General features: G+C 56.7%; 15 protein-coding genes. 10 read left to right on the top strand and 5 right to left on the bottom strand.

Annotated elements, in window-relative coordinates:
* The first annotated feature begins 7 nt into the window (after positions 1 to 7).
* Positions 8 to 1,024, top strand: coding sequence for a LacI family DNA-binding transcriptional regulator (locus tag HBM95_11710; GenBank protein NIH43596.1), 1,017 nt, complete (start codon positions 8 to 10; stop codon positions 1,022 to 1,024).
* Positions 1,025 to 1,113: 89 nt separating this feature from the next.
* Positions 1,114 to 2,664 carry a HAMP domain-containing protein gene (locus HBM95_11705; protein NIH43595.1) on the top strand — a complete coding sequence of 517 codons (1,551 nt, stop codon included), beginning with the start codon at positions 1,114 to 1,116 and terminating at the stop codon, positions 2,662 to 2,664.
* Positions 2,665 to 3,045: 381 nt separating this feature from the next.
* On the opposite strand, the gene HBM95_11700 is transcribed toward HBM95_11705, so the two are convergent.
* Positions 3,046 to 3,687 (bottom strand): hypothetical protein, encoded by a 642-nt coding sequence (locus HBM95_11700; protein NIH43594.1) that lies wholly within the window; start codon positions 3,685 to 3,687, stop codon positions 3,046 to 3,048.
* A gap of 316 nt (positions 3,688 to 4,003) precedes the next feature.
* On the opposite strand from HBM95_11700, the gene HBM95_11695 reads away from it, so the two are divergent.
* The 7 genes from HBM95_11695 (at position 4,004) to dsbG (ending at position 9,339) form a co-directional block, all read left to right on the top strand.
* Complete coding sequence (locus HBM95_11695; protein ID NIH43593.1) at positions 4,004 to 4,252, top strand: hypothetical protein; 249 nt, start codon at positions 4,004 to 4,006, stop codon at positions 4,250 to 4,252.
* Between the two features lie 150 nt (positions 4,253 to 4,402).
* Positions 4,403 to 4,822, top strand: coding sequence for a hypothetical protein (locus HBM95_11690; protein ID NIH43592.1), 420 nt, complete (start codon positions 4,403 to 4,405; stop codon positions 4,820 to 4,822).
* The gene (locus tag HBM95_11685; GenBank protein ID NIH43591.1) at positions 4,819 to 5,388 is read left to right on the top strand and encodes an RNA polymerase sigma factor; all 570 of its coding nucleotides are present in this window, start codon (positions 4,819 to 4,821) and stop codon (positions 5,386 to 5,388) included. Before HBM95_11690 ends, HBM95_11685 begins: the two co-directional genes overlap by 4 nt.
* Positions 5,389 to 5,475: 87 nt before the next feature.
* The gene (locus HBM95_11680) at positions 5,476 to 5,847 is read left to right on the top strand and encodes a hypothetical protein (protein ID NIH43590.1); all 372 of its coding nucleotides are present in this window, start codon (positions 5,476 to 5,478) and stop codon (positions 5,845 to 5,847) included.
* 48 nt (positions 5,848 to 5,895) lie between these two features.
* A complete protein-coding gene (locus HBM95_11675; protein ID NIH43589.1) occupies positions 5,896 to 7,920 on the top strand; it encodes a DUF255 domain-containing protein in 2,025 nt (674 codons plus the stop codon).
* Between the two features lie 7 nt (positions 7,921 to 7,927).
* Entirely contained in the window at positions 7,928 to 8,539 is a 612-nt protein-coding gene (locus tag HBM95_11670; protein NIH43588.1) for a DsbA family protein, read from the top strand.
* Between the two features lie 41 nt (positions 8,540 to 8,580).
* The gene (gene dsbG / locus HBM95_11665; protein NIH43587.1) at positions 8,581 to 9,339 is read left to right on the top strand and encodes a thiol:disulfide interchange protein DsbG; all 759 of its coding nucleotides are present in this window, start codon (positions 8,581 to 8,583) and stop codon (positions 9,337 to 9,339) included.
* Positions 9,340 to 9,380: 41 nt separating this feature from the next.
* Here dsbG and HBM95_11660 read toward each other — a convergent pair whose 3' ends face one another.
* The 3 genes from HBM95_11660 to HBM95_11650 all read right to left on the bottom strand — a co-directional run bounded on the left by HBM95_11660 (position 9,381) and on the right by HBM95_11650 (position 12,584).
* Positions 9,381 to 10,673, bottom strand: coding sequence for a family 10 glycosylhydrolase (locus HBM95_11660; protein NIH43586.1), 1,293 nt, complete (start codon positions 10,671 to 10,673; stop codon positions 9,381 to 9,383).
* Positions 10,674 to 10,680: 7 nt separating this feature from the next.
* A complete protein-coding gene (locus HBM95_11655; protein NIH43585.1) occupies positions 10,681 to 10,968 on the bottom strand; it encodes a DUF2132 domain-containing protein in 288 nt (95 codons plus the stop codon).
* A gap of 128 nt (positions 10,969 to 11,096) precedes the next feature.
* Entirely contained in the window at positions 11,097 to 12,584 is a 1,488-nt protein-coding gene (locus HBM95_11650) for a UbiD family decarboxylase (GenBank protein ID NIH43584.1), read from the bottom strand.
* 113 nt (positions 12,585 to 12,697) lie between these two features.
* On the opposite strand from HBM95_11650, the gene HBM95_11645 reads away from it, so the two are divergent.
* Positions 12,698 to 13,582, top strand: coding sequence for a LysR family transcriptional regulator (locus HBM95_11645; protein ID NIH43583.1), 885 nt, complete (start codon positions 12,698 to 12,700; stop codon positions 13,580 to 13,582).
* On the opposite strand, the gene HBM95_11640 is transcribed toward HBM95_11645, so the two are convergent.
* Positions 13,573 to 14,484, bottom strand: a complete 912-nt coding sequence (locus HBM95_11640; protein NIH43582.1) for a LysR family transcriptional regulator — start codon at positions 14,482 to 14,484, stop codon at positions 13,573 to 13,575. The two genes, HBM95_11645 and HBM95_11640, sit on opposite strands and share 10 nt — an antisense overlap.
* Position 14,485 lies beyond the last annotated feature (1 nt).

Genomic DNA, 14,485 nt, shown 5'->3' with positions numbered 1-14,485 from the left:
AGTCGTTGTGAGAAAAACAAAACGCGTCACCATCAAAGACATCGCGGAGCTGGCGGGGGTGTCAAAAGCCACCGCCAGCCTGGTCCTGAACGGGCGCAGCAAAGAGCTTCGCGTGGCGGAAGAGACGCGCGAGCGCGTGCTGGCGATTGCAAAAGAGCACCACTATCAGCCCAGCATTCACGCCCGGTCGCTGCGCGATAACCGCAGCCACACCATTGGTCTTGTCGTTCCGGAGATCACCAACTACGGTTTTGCCGTGTTTTCTCACGAGCTGGAAACGCTGTGCCGCGAGGCCGGCGTTCAGCTGCTGATCTCATGCAGCGATGAAAACCCGGGGCAGGAGACAGTGGTGGTGAACAACATGGTGGCGCGTCAGGTGGACGGGCTGATTGTGGCCTCCAGCATGCTGAACGATGCGGACTACCTGAAGCTCAGCGAGCAGCTGCCCGTGGTGCTTTTTGACCGCCACATGAACGACAGCGCGCTGCCGCTGGTGATCACCGACTCCATTACCCCGACGACGGCGCTGGTAGCGGACATTGCGCGTCAGCATCCGGATGAGTTCTACTTCCTCGGCGGACAGCCGCGCCTGTCTCCGACACGCGACCGCCTGGAAGGGTTTAAGCAAGGTCTGCGAGAGGCCGGCGTGGCGCTGCGCCCCGAGTGGATCGTTCACGGCAACTATCACCCGAGCTCCGGGTACGAGATGTTTGCCGAACTCTGCGCCCGCCTTGGGCGTCCGCCAAAAGCGCTGTTCACCGCCGCCTGTGGGCTGCTGGAGGGGGTTCTGCGCTATATGGGCCAGCATAATCTGCTGCAAAGCGATATCAGGTTAGCCAGCTTCGACGATCACTATCTCTACGATTCGCTGACGATCCCGGTGGATACCATTCGACAGGACAACCGCCAGCTGGCGTGGCACTGCTTTGATCTGATAGGCAAATTGATCGAAGGGGAGACGCCGCAACCATTGCAGCGCAAGCTGGATGCCACTCTGCAGCGGCGCTATAAGCCAGCGGTATAGCCTCGCGCGATACATCAATAACTTTAATTAATTTAAGTTTTGGAAGCGCCGATAACCATAAGGAATAATTCTCCTTGAGGTATTGGTTTATGTCGTTGAAAAAGTCGTCCCTGATTGTCCTGTTCTCGCTGCTTTTGTTCTTTATCGTCAGCACCGTGACGAGCGTTGGCCTCATCATTAAAAGTAATAACTCCCTGGATAACGTGAACAAAGAGATCCAGGTGGTGCTGTCCATTATCGATCCCATCAACCACAGCCGTACGCTGCGCGTGCGGGTGATGGAGTACGTGAAGATGGTGGAAGCGGGCAACTCGACAGACGAGTCTGCAAAGCTTGCCGCAGTGAAAGAGGCGCTGACCAAAGCCGACAATGCCTTTGCGGCCTTTATGGCTTCGCCGCGTCTGACGAATGAAGCGCCGCTGGTGAGTGCCTATCAGGACGCCTGGCAAAACTACCGCAACCAGGGGCTGGCACCGCTGATCGATGCCGCGGCGGCGCACGATGTCGCTAAATTTAACGCGCTGATCCCGGAAGTTTCCCGCCTCGACCGTCAGTACGAAATCGTTCTCGACCAGGTGCTTTCGGTCCATCAGAAATACGCCAAAAGCCTGAACGAGGATGCGCGCAGTAATTTTGTCTCCGGCCTGGCGATGATTGCCGTTATTGCCTGCCTGTTTTTGGCGGTGATTGTCGCGGTCAGCCTCTTTATGAAGCGCTTCGTCTTTGCCCCGGTTAACCTGGCGCGCGAGCACTGCAGCCAGATTGCGGCGGGCAAGCTGGACACTCCGGTGCCGGTGAAGGGGAGTTCACATAACGAAATCGACCACCTGATGGGCTCGATGGAGCAGATGCGTCAGGCACTACTGGCGACCATCGCCCAGGTGCGCGATGCGAGCCATACCGTAACGCACGCGGCGCAGGAGATTGCCTCCGGGAATATCGACCTGGCGTCACGTACCGAACAGCAGGCTTCCGCGTTGACCCAGACGGCAGCGAGCATGGAAGAGCTGAGCGCGACGGTGGCGAACAATACCGACAACGTCTATCAGGCCGGTAAACTGGTGCAGGACGCGGTGAAAAATGCCCATACCGGTGAAGCGGTGACCCGTGAAGTGATCGACACGATGAACACCATCGCGGCGAACTCGAAGCGCATCGAAGACATTACCAGCGTGATTAACAGCATCGCTTTCCAGACCAATATTCTGGCGCTGAACGCGGCGGTTGAAGCGGCGCGCGCCGGTACGCAAGGTCGCGGCTTTGCGGTTGTGGCCAGCGAAGTGCGCACCCTGGCGCAGAAAAGCGCGGTGGCAGCCAAGGATATCGAGAGCCTGATTACGCAGTCGGTCTCCAGCGTGAAAAACGGTGCGGAGCTGGTCAGCCGCTCGGGCGAGGTGATTGATTCGATTATTTCGTCGGTGAATAAAGTGAATACGCTGATGGAGCAGATCTCCGTCGCCTCCGAAGAGCAGAGCCGCGGGATCAGCCAGGTCGGGCAGGCGGTGACCGAGATGGATGGCGTCACCCAGCAGAACGCCGCGCTGGTGCAGCAGTCTGCCGCCGCAGCGGCCTCGCTGGAAGAACAGGCGCAGCAGCTTTCACGGAGTATTTCGAGTTTTAGGTTGCCGGTGCGGGCTTGATTTGAAGTGAGGCCCCTGAGAGGGCCTCGTCGTTTACTACTTCCACCGCAATTTTATAATTCTGACAGTTTTCGGCGGTGATTTTTTACATTTGTAATGACTAACATGCTTTTTTTTATTTGCTATGGAGCGAGGTAGCTATTCGCACATGTAGTGAACATTTTTAGTGTTCGGTAGGTCTTTTTATTAATCTATTTTTACCGGAGTATGTTTGTATATCGCTCTGTCTGAAATTACATTCGAAACAAACAATACAAAACAAGATATCTGTAAAATATATGGAGCTAAAATGGGTGGCTTTATAGTTGCAATGCCTCTTATAGGGGTATTCGCGAAAGCCACCTTCTATAAAAGTGGTCGAAGGTGGTCTTTTACTTTTTTCTATGAGGTCTGATTTTGCATTGATAATTTGTAATTTACTACATGAGTGCTAGCACGGTTGAATTGGTATAATGAAAAACCCCACAGGACGCTAGTGATGCAATAAATGTAAGATATAAGTTTTAGCGTGTTTTTTCTGTTATTTACAGACTGGATTTCTTTTTCAAGCCACCATATATACGACAATCTATCATCAAGTAGCTTCATGCATGCTATGGAGAACATCGAGTCCTTAGCGATAGAGTTCGGGATACTCTTGCAATCCTCTTTACTATGAACGGTGGCGTTATCAATGGATCTGTTAAGTGATGTTATGATCAGCTTTTCTTTAGAAAGGTAATAACTAAATTCCTTGTGGTCGATCTTGACGAATCCATCTACAATCTTGGTTTGCTCAATCCATGCATAATTTCCCATGCAAAATATAACCAACCCCATTAAAGAGGATAAGATTAATTTCTTTTTCGACATTTTTATGGTGATGTCTCCCCATGAACTGGTAAATAAAAACCATGATGGCTTTAACACCCCCTCATTTAACCCTCTTTGGATTAGTCGCGCGTCGTTTAGGTTGGTGGTGTTAATTCCGTTGGTGATTTTGAATAGTTGGATATCAAACCATTTCTCATCAAGTTCTTTCATTCTTACATCTGAGTAGCCAATTGCCAAGTAGCGAAAGATAAACCTTAGTAAATTAGACATTCCGTACGCTCTGTATACAATTAATATAAATATAGCGCCATAGATAAAATAAATAATAAAATCTTTATTTTTAAAAATATCAGAAAGCATTTTGGGGTCTCAAAATTAAGTGGTAACTTATAAATCGGCAGTTTTAAGTGAAACTTTAATGCCTTGAACAGGATGTTGCTTATGATTTCTGTGCCATTTTAAATAACCTTGCAATATCATTACCTTATTATCATTTATCATGTTTGATAGAGGAGCAACAACGGAAATGGGAAAGCGCAAGAGTGCTTTGGTTTATGTCCTGACCGTCATTATATTTTTGCTTATTATTCCTGAGATCATTCTGCGTGTATGCACGTCCGAGCAACTTGGTCGTATCAGCGACTTCACCAGTTTAGGTGGCTTGTTAAATCCACTATTGTCCTTGCTCATCTTCCTCGCTCTGGTGTCGATCATACTGGCCGCCATCGCTATCGCATTCGTTAAGCGAATTATTCGCAAAAAAATGATTGTCTGAAGGCGACTCATAGCGAGCGCCAGCCCTAACCGCTATGAGTCCAGTTTCCGCAGCACAAAAAATTTTATATTCACCCCAGCAATATTTCCCTTCCTCATCCGTCTACCTCATCACAAGCCATAATCAGTTACTGTAAACGAGGTAAACACCATGAGAGATTTTGATATGCACGGCAGAGGTCACGGGCGCGGATTCGGTCGCCACCGTATGGGCAAGGGTTTAATCATCGGCGCGGTAATTTTCATCGTGCTCGGCCTGCTGGTGATGTCCCTGTGGAACGCCTTGCTCCCGGCGATCCTCGGCGTGAAGGCCATCGGATTCTGGCAGGCGCTGGGCATTCTGGTGCTGAGCCGCATTCTGTTTGGCGGGTTAGGTTTCCGCCCCGGGATGTTTGGCGCGCACCGCCGGATGCACGAGCGCTGGATGAACATGACGCCCGAGCAGCGTGAGGCGTTTATTCAGCAGCGCCGCGAAGGCTTTGGTCGCCACGGTCGCGGGCACTGCGGCTGGCACGGTCATCGTGACGATAAGCGCGATGACGCCGCGCCAAAAACGCAGGAAGCAGAGTGAGCGAAATGAAAGCCGGGGAGGCGGGCGGATCCATGCTGATGTCGGCGCTCAATGCCTGCCGCGCCCGGCTGAAAGCTTTTATTCGCGGACGGACGTCCGTTCGCGATGATGCCGACGACATTTTGCAGGAAGTGACCTATCAGCTGATGAAAGTGGAGCAGCCGGTCGAAAACGTCGCCGCCTGGCTGTTCCGCGCGGCGCGTAACGAGATGACCGACCGGGCGCGTAAAAAGCGCGAGGTGTCGCTCTCCGGCTATTTTACTGGCGAAGACGAAGAGGGTTTCCCGGAAGACGAGCTGGCCGAAACCCTGTTCGGCGTACCGCAAACGCCAGAGGAGGAGTATCTCAAAACGCTGCTGTGGGAAGAGCTGGGGCAGGCGCTGTCAGAACTGCCGCCGCCGCAGCGCGAGGTGTTTGAAAAGACCGAGCTGCACGGCTACAGCATTAAAATGCTGGCAGAGGAGACGGGGGCCACAGAGCAGGCGCTGTTATCCCGCAAGCACAAGGCGGTGCTGTTTCTGCGTACGCGGCTGCGGGATATCTACGACGCGCTGACGGGTGAATAGCGGCGACAGACAAAACCTTACACTCCGGGCACTTGTAGATTCATCACTATCGTTTATGATCGGGGCGTCTTGTTACTCTGGAATATTATGCGCAACCGTCAGCTCCTCGGAAAATGGCTTTTGATTATCACCTGTCTCGCGATGGCGCTTTGCCTCGTGCAGCGTACGGTGATGCTCAACCATTTTTTACAGGGACTGGATCCGCAGATTTCACTGAGTGCAGATGCCCCAACGCAAAGCAGCAAGACTGAGCAGTCCGGGCCATCGCCCTGCCAGTTAGGCGCCCAGTCGCTTCTTTGTGCCCAGCCGCTGTTCTTTGACGGCGCGCTGCCGGCCATCATTATCTTCTTCGCGCTGTTACAGCTGCTGACGCAAGGGCGGGCATTCGCTCCCGCGGAACAGCCCGTTCAGGCACCGCCTCCCCGAATACACCTTAAAAACTGCGTTTTCCGTGAATGAAAATCATCGTCACCACACGATAATTTTTCACTGTTCACGGAGTAATACATGGTTAACCTCTTCAGGGGATTCGTCTTCCTGTGGCTGTCCTGCATCGGCATTGCCCATGCGGCGGACACCGGCTGGCTGGTCTCCCCACAAAACGATCACGCCCGCATCCGCTTTCAGGCGGAGAGGGAACAAACGCACGTAAAAGGCCTGCTCACCGTTGAGCTAAAGCCCGGCTGGAAAACCTACTGGCGATCGCCGGGAGAGGGCGGCGTCGCGCCAAAAATCAGCTGGCCGGAAGGCGTAACGGACAGCTGGTCCTGGCCGGTTCCATCGCGCTTCGATATCTCCGGCATGACGACGCAGGGGTATCACGATAAGGTCACGATTCCGATCGTTCTCGACGGGGTGAAGAGCGACGCGCTCAATGGAACGCTCACACTCTCGACGTGCAGCAACGTCTGCCTGCTGACGGACTACCCGCTGCATCTCGATTTTACCCAGCCGGTGGATGAGGGCTTCCGTAGCGAGTTCGAGCAAGCGATGCGCACTGTTCCGGGCACGTCTGGCCTATCCGCAGATCTTTCCGCCTGGCTCTCTGGCGACAAGCTGGTGATTACCGGCACCACGGACGGGAAGTGGGTCAATCCGGGGATCTATTTTGACCCCCTGGAGGGAGACATTCTTCCCGGCGAGCCGGTTATTAAGCACGACGGCAATACGCTTCGGGTGACGGTACCCGTGACCGACGAATGGGGCGATAAACCCGCCTCGCTGGAAGGCAAGAGGCTGTCGTTTGTGCTGACTAATGGCGGTAACGCGCAGCAAACCACCATGACCGTTGGGGCAACTCCCGCAGAGCCTTCCACTCCAGGCGGAACGGGTAAAATGGTGCTTTTTGCCCTGCTGGGCGGGCTGATCCTGAACCTGATGCCCTGCGTGCTGCCGGTCATGGGCATGAAGCTTAACAGCATCCTGCAGGCAGGGTCGGACAGGCGCGCCATCAGGCTGCGCTTCCTGGCCACCAGCGCCGGGATCCTTACCTCCTTTATGCTGCTGGCTGCGATGGTGACCGCGCTGAAGCTGGCCGGGGCGTCGCTGGGGTGGGGCATTCAGTTCCAGAACCCGTGGTTTATCGGCCTGATGGTCGCCGTCACCTTCCTGTTTGCGCTGAACCTGTTTGGGGCGTTTGAAATGCTGCTGCCTTCCTCTGCGGCAGGACGGCTGGCGACGGCAGGGGGAGCGGGGATCGGCGGCAGCTTCTGCGAAGGGATGTTCGCCACGCTGCTGGCGACGCCGTGCTCCGCACCGTTTCTCGGTACGGCGGTTGCCTTTGCCCTTGGCGCGCCGCTGCACTCCCTGTGGCTCATCTTTCTGATGCTCGGCGTGGGCATGAGCCTGCCGTGGCTGTTTGTCGCCCTGGTGCCGAAAACGGCCATGCTGCTGCCAAAACCCGGTCGCTGGATGAACACGCTCAAAGCGATCCTGGGCCTGATGATGCTGGCCTCCAGCCTCTGGCTGGTCACGCTGCTGAGCCTGCATCTGGGCGAGGCGGTCAGCCAGATCGTGATGCTGGTGCTGATCGCTATCGCGCTGGCGCTGTTCGCGAAGAAGGGGCAAACCTCTTCGCCGTTGTTCTGGATCGTGGTTATCGCGCTGTCGGTGTTCGGCGGGTATCAGCTGCGCGGGTTGCTTAACTCACCGTCTGACGCCGTGGCGCGGAATGACGCTCAGACTATCCCGTGGCAGCCGCTCAGCGAGGAGGCCATCCAGCTGGCGCTGGCGCAGGGGAAACGGGTGTTTGTGGATATCTCCGCGGACTGGTGCGTGACCTGCAAAGTTAACGAGCACCGGGTACTGACCCAGCCGGACGTTATTGCCGCGCTGAGCCAGCCGGACGTGGTGGCCCTGCGCGGAGACTGGAGCCAGCCGTCCGCGCTAATCGCGGATTTCCTGGCGAAGCGAAACCGCTACGCCATTCCCTTTAATGAGGTCTATGGCCCCGGCACGCCTGAGGGGGAGATCCTCTCCCCGCTGCTGGATAAGCGCACCCTGGTCACCACCCTGAACAACGCAAAAGGCTAACTGTGTCATGAAAAAATTCCTTATAACGCTTCTGCTCCTGCTGGCCCCGCTTCAGGTGTTCGCTGCCCAGCCGCTGACGCCGGACCAGGAGCAGCGCGCGCAGAAAATGATCGCTGATTTCCTGTTTAACGATCCGAACACACCGCGTATCGGCGCGAAAAATCCAAAGCTCACCCTGGTGGTGTTTACCGACTACAACTGCCCGTACTGTAAGAAATTCGATCCATACCTGGAGAAGATCGTCGAAAAACACCCGGATGTTGCGGTGGTCTTTAAGTTTTTACCTTTCCGCTCGGAAAGTTCATTGACCGCCGCACGTGACGCGTTAACCGTCTGGCGCGCGCATCCCGAGCAGTTTATGAAATTTAACCATACCCTGATGGCAAAAAAGGGATACCACGATGATGCCAGCATTCAGGAGGCGCAAAAACGGGCCGGGGTGAGCGTCACCGCGCCGGATGATGAGAGTATGGTGTCGATCAAACGCAGCCTGATCGTCGCAGAAAAAATGGGAATTCAGGGCACGCCCGCCACGCTTATCGGCGAAGGGCTGCTGCCCGGCTGGGTTCCGTTTGAACAGTTCGACGAAATGGTCAGTGACGCTCTGAAAAACCGCTAACCTGAAGGGGGCGGAATGCCCCCGACAAACCGGAGAGGGAAATGAAAAAATTATTGTTACTTTCGGCGCTGGTGACCTCAGGGCTGACCCAGGCCGCTGATACAATACCGGATGTGGTGAAGCAGTTCAGCGAACAGCAGCAGATTAAAATCATTAAAAAACTTGATGCTCCCGGCGGCGCACCGGCCTGGCTGGGGCAATATCAGGACATGGGCGTGACGATCTTTTTAACGCCGGACGGCAAGCACGTCATTTCGGGCTATCTGTACGATGACAAAGGAAAAAACCTCAGCGAGGGCTATTTCCAGAAAGAGATCTACGCTCCGATGGGACGCGAGATGTGGAAGAACCTGAACGCTGCGCATCCCCTGAAGGAAGGGGCGGAAAACGCCCCGCGTAAGGTCTTCGTCTTCGCCGATCCGTTCTGCCCGTACTGCAAGCAGTTCTGGGCCGAAGCGCAGCCGTGGGTGAAGGCGGGCAAGGTTCAGCTCAACACGCTGCTGGTGGCGTTTCTCAACCCTAACAGCGGGCGCAACGCCTCTGCGATCCTGAATGCGAAAGATCCGGTCTCCGCCTGGCGTGAATACGAGCTTTCCGGTGGGAAAAAATTGCCCAGGCCAGAAGGGGACGCTTCCCGTGAAACGGTAGCAATCCTGCAGAAGCACCAGACGCTGATGGACAGCCTGGGCGCTAACGCCACGCCGGCCATTTACTATCTGAATGCAGACAATGAGCTACAGCAGGTGGTCGGAATGCCGGACGCGCAGCAGCTTGAGGCGATGTTCGGGCCGAAGCCGTAAAAAAATCAGGCAGAAACGCCCCGTTTCTGCCTGATGGTTACTTAGCTTCCCCAGCGCCCTTTCAGATAGTTCACCGCCTGCTGCGTCTGCGGCTGGTTCAGGTAATCTTCCCGGAACAGGATGGTGCCGTTGACGTTGGGCAGCGAATCGTTGAGATCGAGCTGCTTTTTCAGCTCCGGCACGCCGCCCTGAACCGTCCAGTCCGGCTCATTTTTCGAGGGCTCGCCCACCTTGTAGAACGCAATGCCGATATACAGGCGCGTGTGGGTCGGCTTCACCACGTCGGCCCACCATTTGGTCAGCACGTCGTAGCGCGCGGCGTCCCGGGAGAAGGGCCAGTAAATCTGCGGCGCGATGTAGTCGAGCAGGCCCTGCTGCACCCACTGCCGCGTATCGGCGTAGGATTCATCATAAGCCGCGGCGCCGCGGGTGTCCGAGCCTGCCGGGTCAAAGGAGCGGTTACGCCACACGCCCGCCGGGCTGACGCCAAACTCAACGTCGGGCTTTGTCTGTTTAATCGCGCGGGACACCTGCACGATCAGCTGCTGCGTGTTGTGTCTTCGCCAGTCGGCCTTTGAGGCAAATCCCTGACCGTACTGTCGCCAGGTCTGCGCGTCGTTGAGCGCGGATCCCGGCGATTCGGCATAGAAATAATCATCAAACTGCACGCCGTCTACCGGGTAGTTTGCCACCACTTCGGTTACCACTTTGGTTATCCAGTCGCGCACTTCGGGAATGCCTGGGTCGAGAACAAAACGATCGCCGGAGACGCGCACCCATTCCGGATGCTGCCCATAGACGCTGGACGGAGAGAGAGATGAGGTTCGGTTCAGCGCGGCGATGGTTGACGGCTTCGTGTTGGTCGACACGCGGTATGGGTTAAACCAGGCATGGACCTTCATGCCGCGCTTGTGCGCTTCATCCAGCATAAACTGCAGCGGATCGTATCCCGGGTACTCGCCGATGTTGCCCGTCAGCATATCCGACCACGGTAAAATTTTTGATGACCAGAGCGCGGTGCTGTCCGGCTTCACCTGGAAAAATACCGTGTTAATCCCGAGGTGCTTAAGATTGTCGAGCTTGCTGGTGAGCGCCTGCTTTTGCATGGCGATGCGCTGGTCGTCGCTGCGGCCATTCACCGAGGCCACCGGCGGCCAGTCGAGACGCGAGACGGTCGCCAGCCAGATCCCGCGCATCGGCGCGTTGGCCTGCGGTGTCGGTTTGCTCGCGGTGGGGAGAGGGGTAACCAGTGATTTGGGTGGTTTTGAGGAGCAGCTTACAAGTAAAAGTGCGCAGGCAGCCAGCGCACCGATCCGTTTTACGTGTCGCGTCATTTGCGTATTAGCTCTTGATAATCCGACTGTTAGCCCAGGGATTAAAGGTGGGCACCGCCTGTTCTGCACTTTCCTCGTCGTTGAGGGAGTCCAGATACAGGGCTTCAACTTCCGCCCGCGCCCATGGGGTGCGGCGCAGAAATTTCAGGCTCGATTTAACGCTGGGGTCCTTTCTGAAACAGTTAATTTTGATGCGGTCACCCAACTCGCTCCAGCCATATTTCGCCACCAGGGCGTTGACCATCATCTCCAGCGTTACGCCATGTAAAGGATCTTTGGAAATGTGTGCAGTCATAGGTGTCGAAGGTCTCAGTTTTAGTGGGGGTGGGTTTACCGGTGAAAGGGTACAAGAAAGCAGGGGAAGCGGCAATTTTAGCGTGAGATTCTTCACCCCTGAGGGGTGAAGAAAAGAGAAATGTCCGTTTACTTTTTGTCTTTAAACAGCTCCGGCGCCCACGGACGCGGATCCACCTCCATAAACGGTGCGCGCTCGAAGCGGTCCTTCAGCGCCCACGGCACCGTGCAGTCGAAGATGGTCTTGCAGGAGATGCCGTTTCCGCGAATCGAGGTGCTGTACTCCGGCGACTGGGACGGATCCAGCTGGTGGCCGCGGATCCCCGGAATATTGGTAATGCTGACATCGCCCTGCATGCGGGTGGTCATCGCCCACAGGATGTCGTCGCTGTCGAAAATATCCACGTCTTCGTCGACAAGAATGATGTTCTTCAATTCCGAATAGGTGGCTAAGGCGATAAGCGCCGCCTGGCCCTGACGTCCTTCGTCCGACGGCTGGCGTTTTTTTACCTGCAGTATGCCGAGGAACTTGCCGCCGCCTGCGGTGTGCGCATAGACGTTTTGCAGGAAGCCTGGAATCGCCTCCTCAACGGCATTGCGGATGCTGGCCTCCGTCGGCAAACCGGCCAGCGTGGTATGTTCTTCTCCCGGTCCCACCAGCGTTTGCAGGATCGCGTGGTTTCGCATGGTCACCGCTTTCACTTTGATCACGGGCAGGGAGGGGTTCGCCTCGCCGCAGTAGCCCGGGAACTCCGGCATCGCGTGGCCGGTGTTGGTGTGCTGATCTTCTCTAACGCGCACGCCCGGGAGCAGTTCACCCTCGATGATAATCTCCGCCCGCGCTATCGCTTTCTCTCTTACCGCCACGCCCTGTACCAACTCGACCGGCTGCTGGCGCAGCGCCCCGGCGACGCCCAGCTCGTTGTAGCCAAACGGGGTGGTAGGGGCCTCAAAGCACGCGCCGATATAGATGGCCGGGTCGAGCCCCATGTTGATGGTCACCGGCAGCGGTTTTCCAGCCTCTTCCGCCTTTTTGCGGAAGACTTCGATATGGCGGCCGGCGGCAAGGAACATAGAAAGCTCGTCGCGATCCTGGACGCAGAGGCGGTGAATGGTGACATCCGTCAGCGAGCTATCTTCAGGATCGCTTGCCAGCACCAGCCCCAGGCAGAAGAACGGGCCTGCATCAATCGGCGTATTGGTCGGTGCCGGAAGGAGCTTACGCAGGTCGAAGTCAGGATCGTCAGCGTAGAAAACCTGCTCCTGACACGGCGCCTGCGAGGCGGGGACGACAACGGGGGCGACCGGCTTTTTCACCGCCTGGCCGACGCGTTTTGCCAGCTCAGAGGGCTCGCAGCCCAAGAGCAGCGCCGCGCGCTCGCGGCTGGCGTGCATGCCCACCAGAATGCGGGAGCCCGGATAGCCCTTCACGCTGTTGAACATCATGGCCGGGCCAATGCGCGTCGGACGTTTTACCGTACCGCCCGCGCCGATATGACGGTACACACCCGCCAGCTCCGCGTTGGGATCGACCGGATAATCGGTTTCAAGATAGTGCCCTTCGTGGCGCTGAAGCAGGGCGATGGCGCTGCGGAGATCGTTGATCGGGTTTTCCATATTTTCCTCCCTCGTTTGAATACCTCCATTTTTATGGCAATGACCAATAGCATCAATTGCATCATTACTGTTCAATTGATAATTGAATTCATATCAAAATAAGGAGGCGTTCCGTGCAGTTTCGTCAGATGCGCCATTTCATCGTCGTTGCCGAAGAGCTCCACATGCATCGGGCCGCCGAGCGTCTGAACATGGCGCAGCCGGCGTTAAGCCAGCAGATAAAGGCGCTGGAAGAACGTTTAGGCGTTACGCTCTTTAGCCGGGCGAACCGCCGCTTAACCCTGACACCTGCGGGCGAAGCGTTTCTGGTGAAAGCCAGGCTCGCCATCTCCCTGACCGAGCAGGCGGTTCTGGACGCCAGACAAACGGCACGAGGTGAGCAGGGGGTGTTAAACCTGGGGTGCGTATCGAGCGCGATGTTTGACGGCAGGTTGCCCACTGCGCTGCGCCAGATGCACACGCGCTGGCCGGCCATTACCATGTCGCTGGTGACGGGAAACGTGCAGACGCTCTACTCTGCTGTGCAGAGTAACCAGCTGGATGTGGCCATTATCCGGGCACCGCTGCCGTCGCTGCCTGACGATCTGCAAAGCCGCCCGTTCGCGTCAGAGAAAACGGTCCTGGCGCTTTATCGTCAGCATCCGCTGGCGGGATCGTCCGCGCTGACGCTTTCGTCGGTGAAAGATGAAAAATGGATCTCCCTGCGCGACCCGGAGGGAATGGGGCTGGAACAGTATTTTTTTGACGCCTGTAGCGGCGCGGGCTTTCAGCCGGACGTGGTACAAAACGCGACTGACGTGCCCACGGTGATAAGCCTTGTCTCGGCCGGATTTGGCCTGGCGCTGTTGCCGGCGTCGGCAAAGGCGGTGAGCGTCGAGAATGTGGTTTACGTGGACATCCTGGACCGGCTCCGGGAAAGCGAGCTGACGCTGGTTTGCCACCGGATTATTCGCTCAGAAGTGCTTAAAAAGTTTCTGGTTACCCTCGATCACATCTGACGCCCGGCCGCCTCCAGCAGCTGCTCGCGCAGCCAGACGCTCGCCGGATCCCGGCTGTTTTTCGGGTGCCAGTACATGTAAATGGTAATCGGCTGGAGCGGCAGCGGCGGGGGAAAAATATCCAGCGTGCTGGCGAACTGTCGCAGCATCCGTTCCGGTAAGGTGCAAACGAGATCGGTACCGGCGACAAGCGCAGGCGCCATGGCGTAGCTCTGGGTGGACATCGCGACGTGCCGCTGATGGCCCAGCCCGGCCAGGGTTTGATCGACAAAGCCGGTAAACGGATCCCCGGCTGACGACACTATCAGATGGGAAAGTGCGCAGTAGCTTTCCAGGTCTAACGTACCGGTCCCGCGCGGATGGCCTTTGCGCTGGGCGGTGGCAAACGCGTCGTCGAGCAATTTGCGCCTTACCCAGCCGTCATGGGCACCCGCGCTCACGCCGATATAGATATCGACATCACCGTTTTCCAGCTGCTGCGGCAGGGCAGCCATCTCCGGCAGGGCGAAGCGCAGGCGGATGCCGGGAGCATCGGCCATCACCTGATTAAGCAGCCCGGTGCCCAGCATCAGCGCCGGGTTTTCATGCAGCGCGATGACAAAGGTCCGGGTGCTGGTCTTCCCATCAAACGCGGCGGGGGCAAACATCGCGCTAATGCCGCGCAAAACGCTCTCTACCTGCGGCTTCAGCGCTTCCGCTCTCGGCGTGGGTAACACCCCGCGTCCATGTGGAGAAGGAATAAATAGCGGTTCGCCAAAGAGCGCGCGCAGACGCGCCAGGCGAGCGGACAGCGCGGGCTGGCTGATGCCCAGCCGCGCGGCCGCGTGGGTGATGTTCCTGTCCTGAAGCAGAGCGTCCAGCGTCAGGAGCAGGTCTATGTCCATCTCAGAAACGGGCGCCATC

It is taken from the genome of Enterobacter asburiae (assembly GCA_011754535.1).
GTDB lineage: Bacteria > Pseudomonadota > Gammaproteobacteria > Enterobacterales > Enterobacteriaceae > Enterobacter > Enterobacter cloacae_N.
Note: the sequence above shows the minus strand (reverse complement) of the source record. Positions and strands in the feature narration are given on the sequence as shown.

Coding starts and splice junctions, on each gene's coding strand:
- HBM95_11705 (NIH43595.1), top strand. CDS start 1,114: ATGTCGTTGAAAAAGTCGTCCCTGATTGTCCTGTTCTCGCTGCTTTTG.
- HBM95_11700 (NIH43594.1), bottom strand. CDS start 3,687: ATGAAAGAACTTGATGAGAAATGGTTTGATATCCAACTATTCAAAATC.
- HBM95_11695 (NIH43593.1), top strand. CDS start 4,004: ATGGGAAAGCGCAAGAGTGCTTTGGTTTATGTCCTGACCGTCATTATA.
- HBM95_11690 (NIH43592.1), top strand. CDS start 4,403: ATGAGAGATTTTGATATGCACGGCAGAGGTCACGGGCGCGGATTCGGT.
- HBM95_11680 (NIH43590.1), top strand. CDS start 5,476: ATGCGCAACCGTCAGCTCCTCGGAAAATGGCTTTTGATTATCACCTGT.
- HBM95_11675 (NIH43589.1), top strand. CDS start 5,896: ATGGTTAACCTCTTCAGGGGATTCGTCTTCCTGTGGCTGTCCTGCATC.
- HBM95_11670 (NIH43588.1), top strand. CDS start 7,928: ATGAAAAAATTCCTTATAACGCTTCTGCTCCTGCTGGCCCCGCTTCAG.
- dsbG (NIH43587.1), top strand. CDS start 8,581: ATGAAAAAATTATTGTTACTTTCGGCGCTGGTGACCTCAGGGCTGACC.
- HBM95_11660 (NIH43586.1), bottom strand. CDS start 10,673: ATGACGCGACACGTAAAACGGATCGGTGCGCTGGCTGCCTGCGCACTT.
- HBM95_11655 (NIH43585.1), bottom strand. CDS start 10,968: ATGACTGCACACATTTCCAAAGATCCTTTACATGGCGTAACGCTGGAG.
- HBM95_11650 (NIH43584.1), bottom strand. CDS start 12,584: ATGGAAAACCCGATCAACGATCTCCGCAGCGCCATCGCCCTGCTTCAG.
- HBM95_11640 (NIH43582.1), bottom strand. CDS start 14,484: ATGGCGCCCGTTTCTGAGATGGACATAGACCTGCTCCTGACGCTGGAC.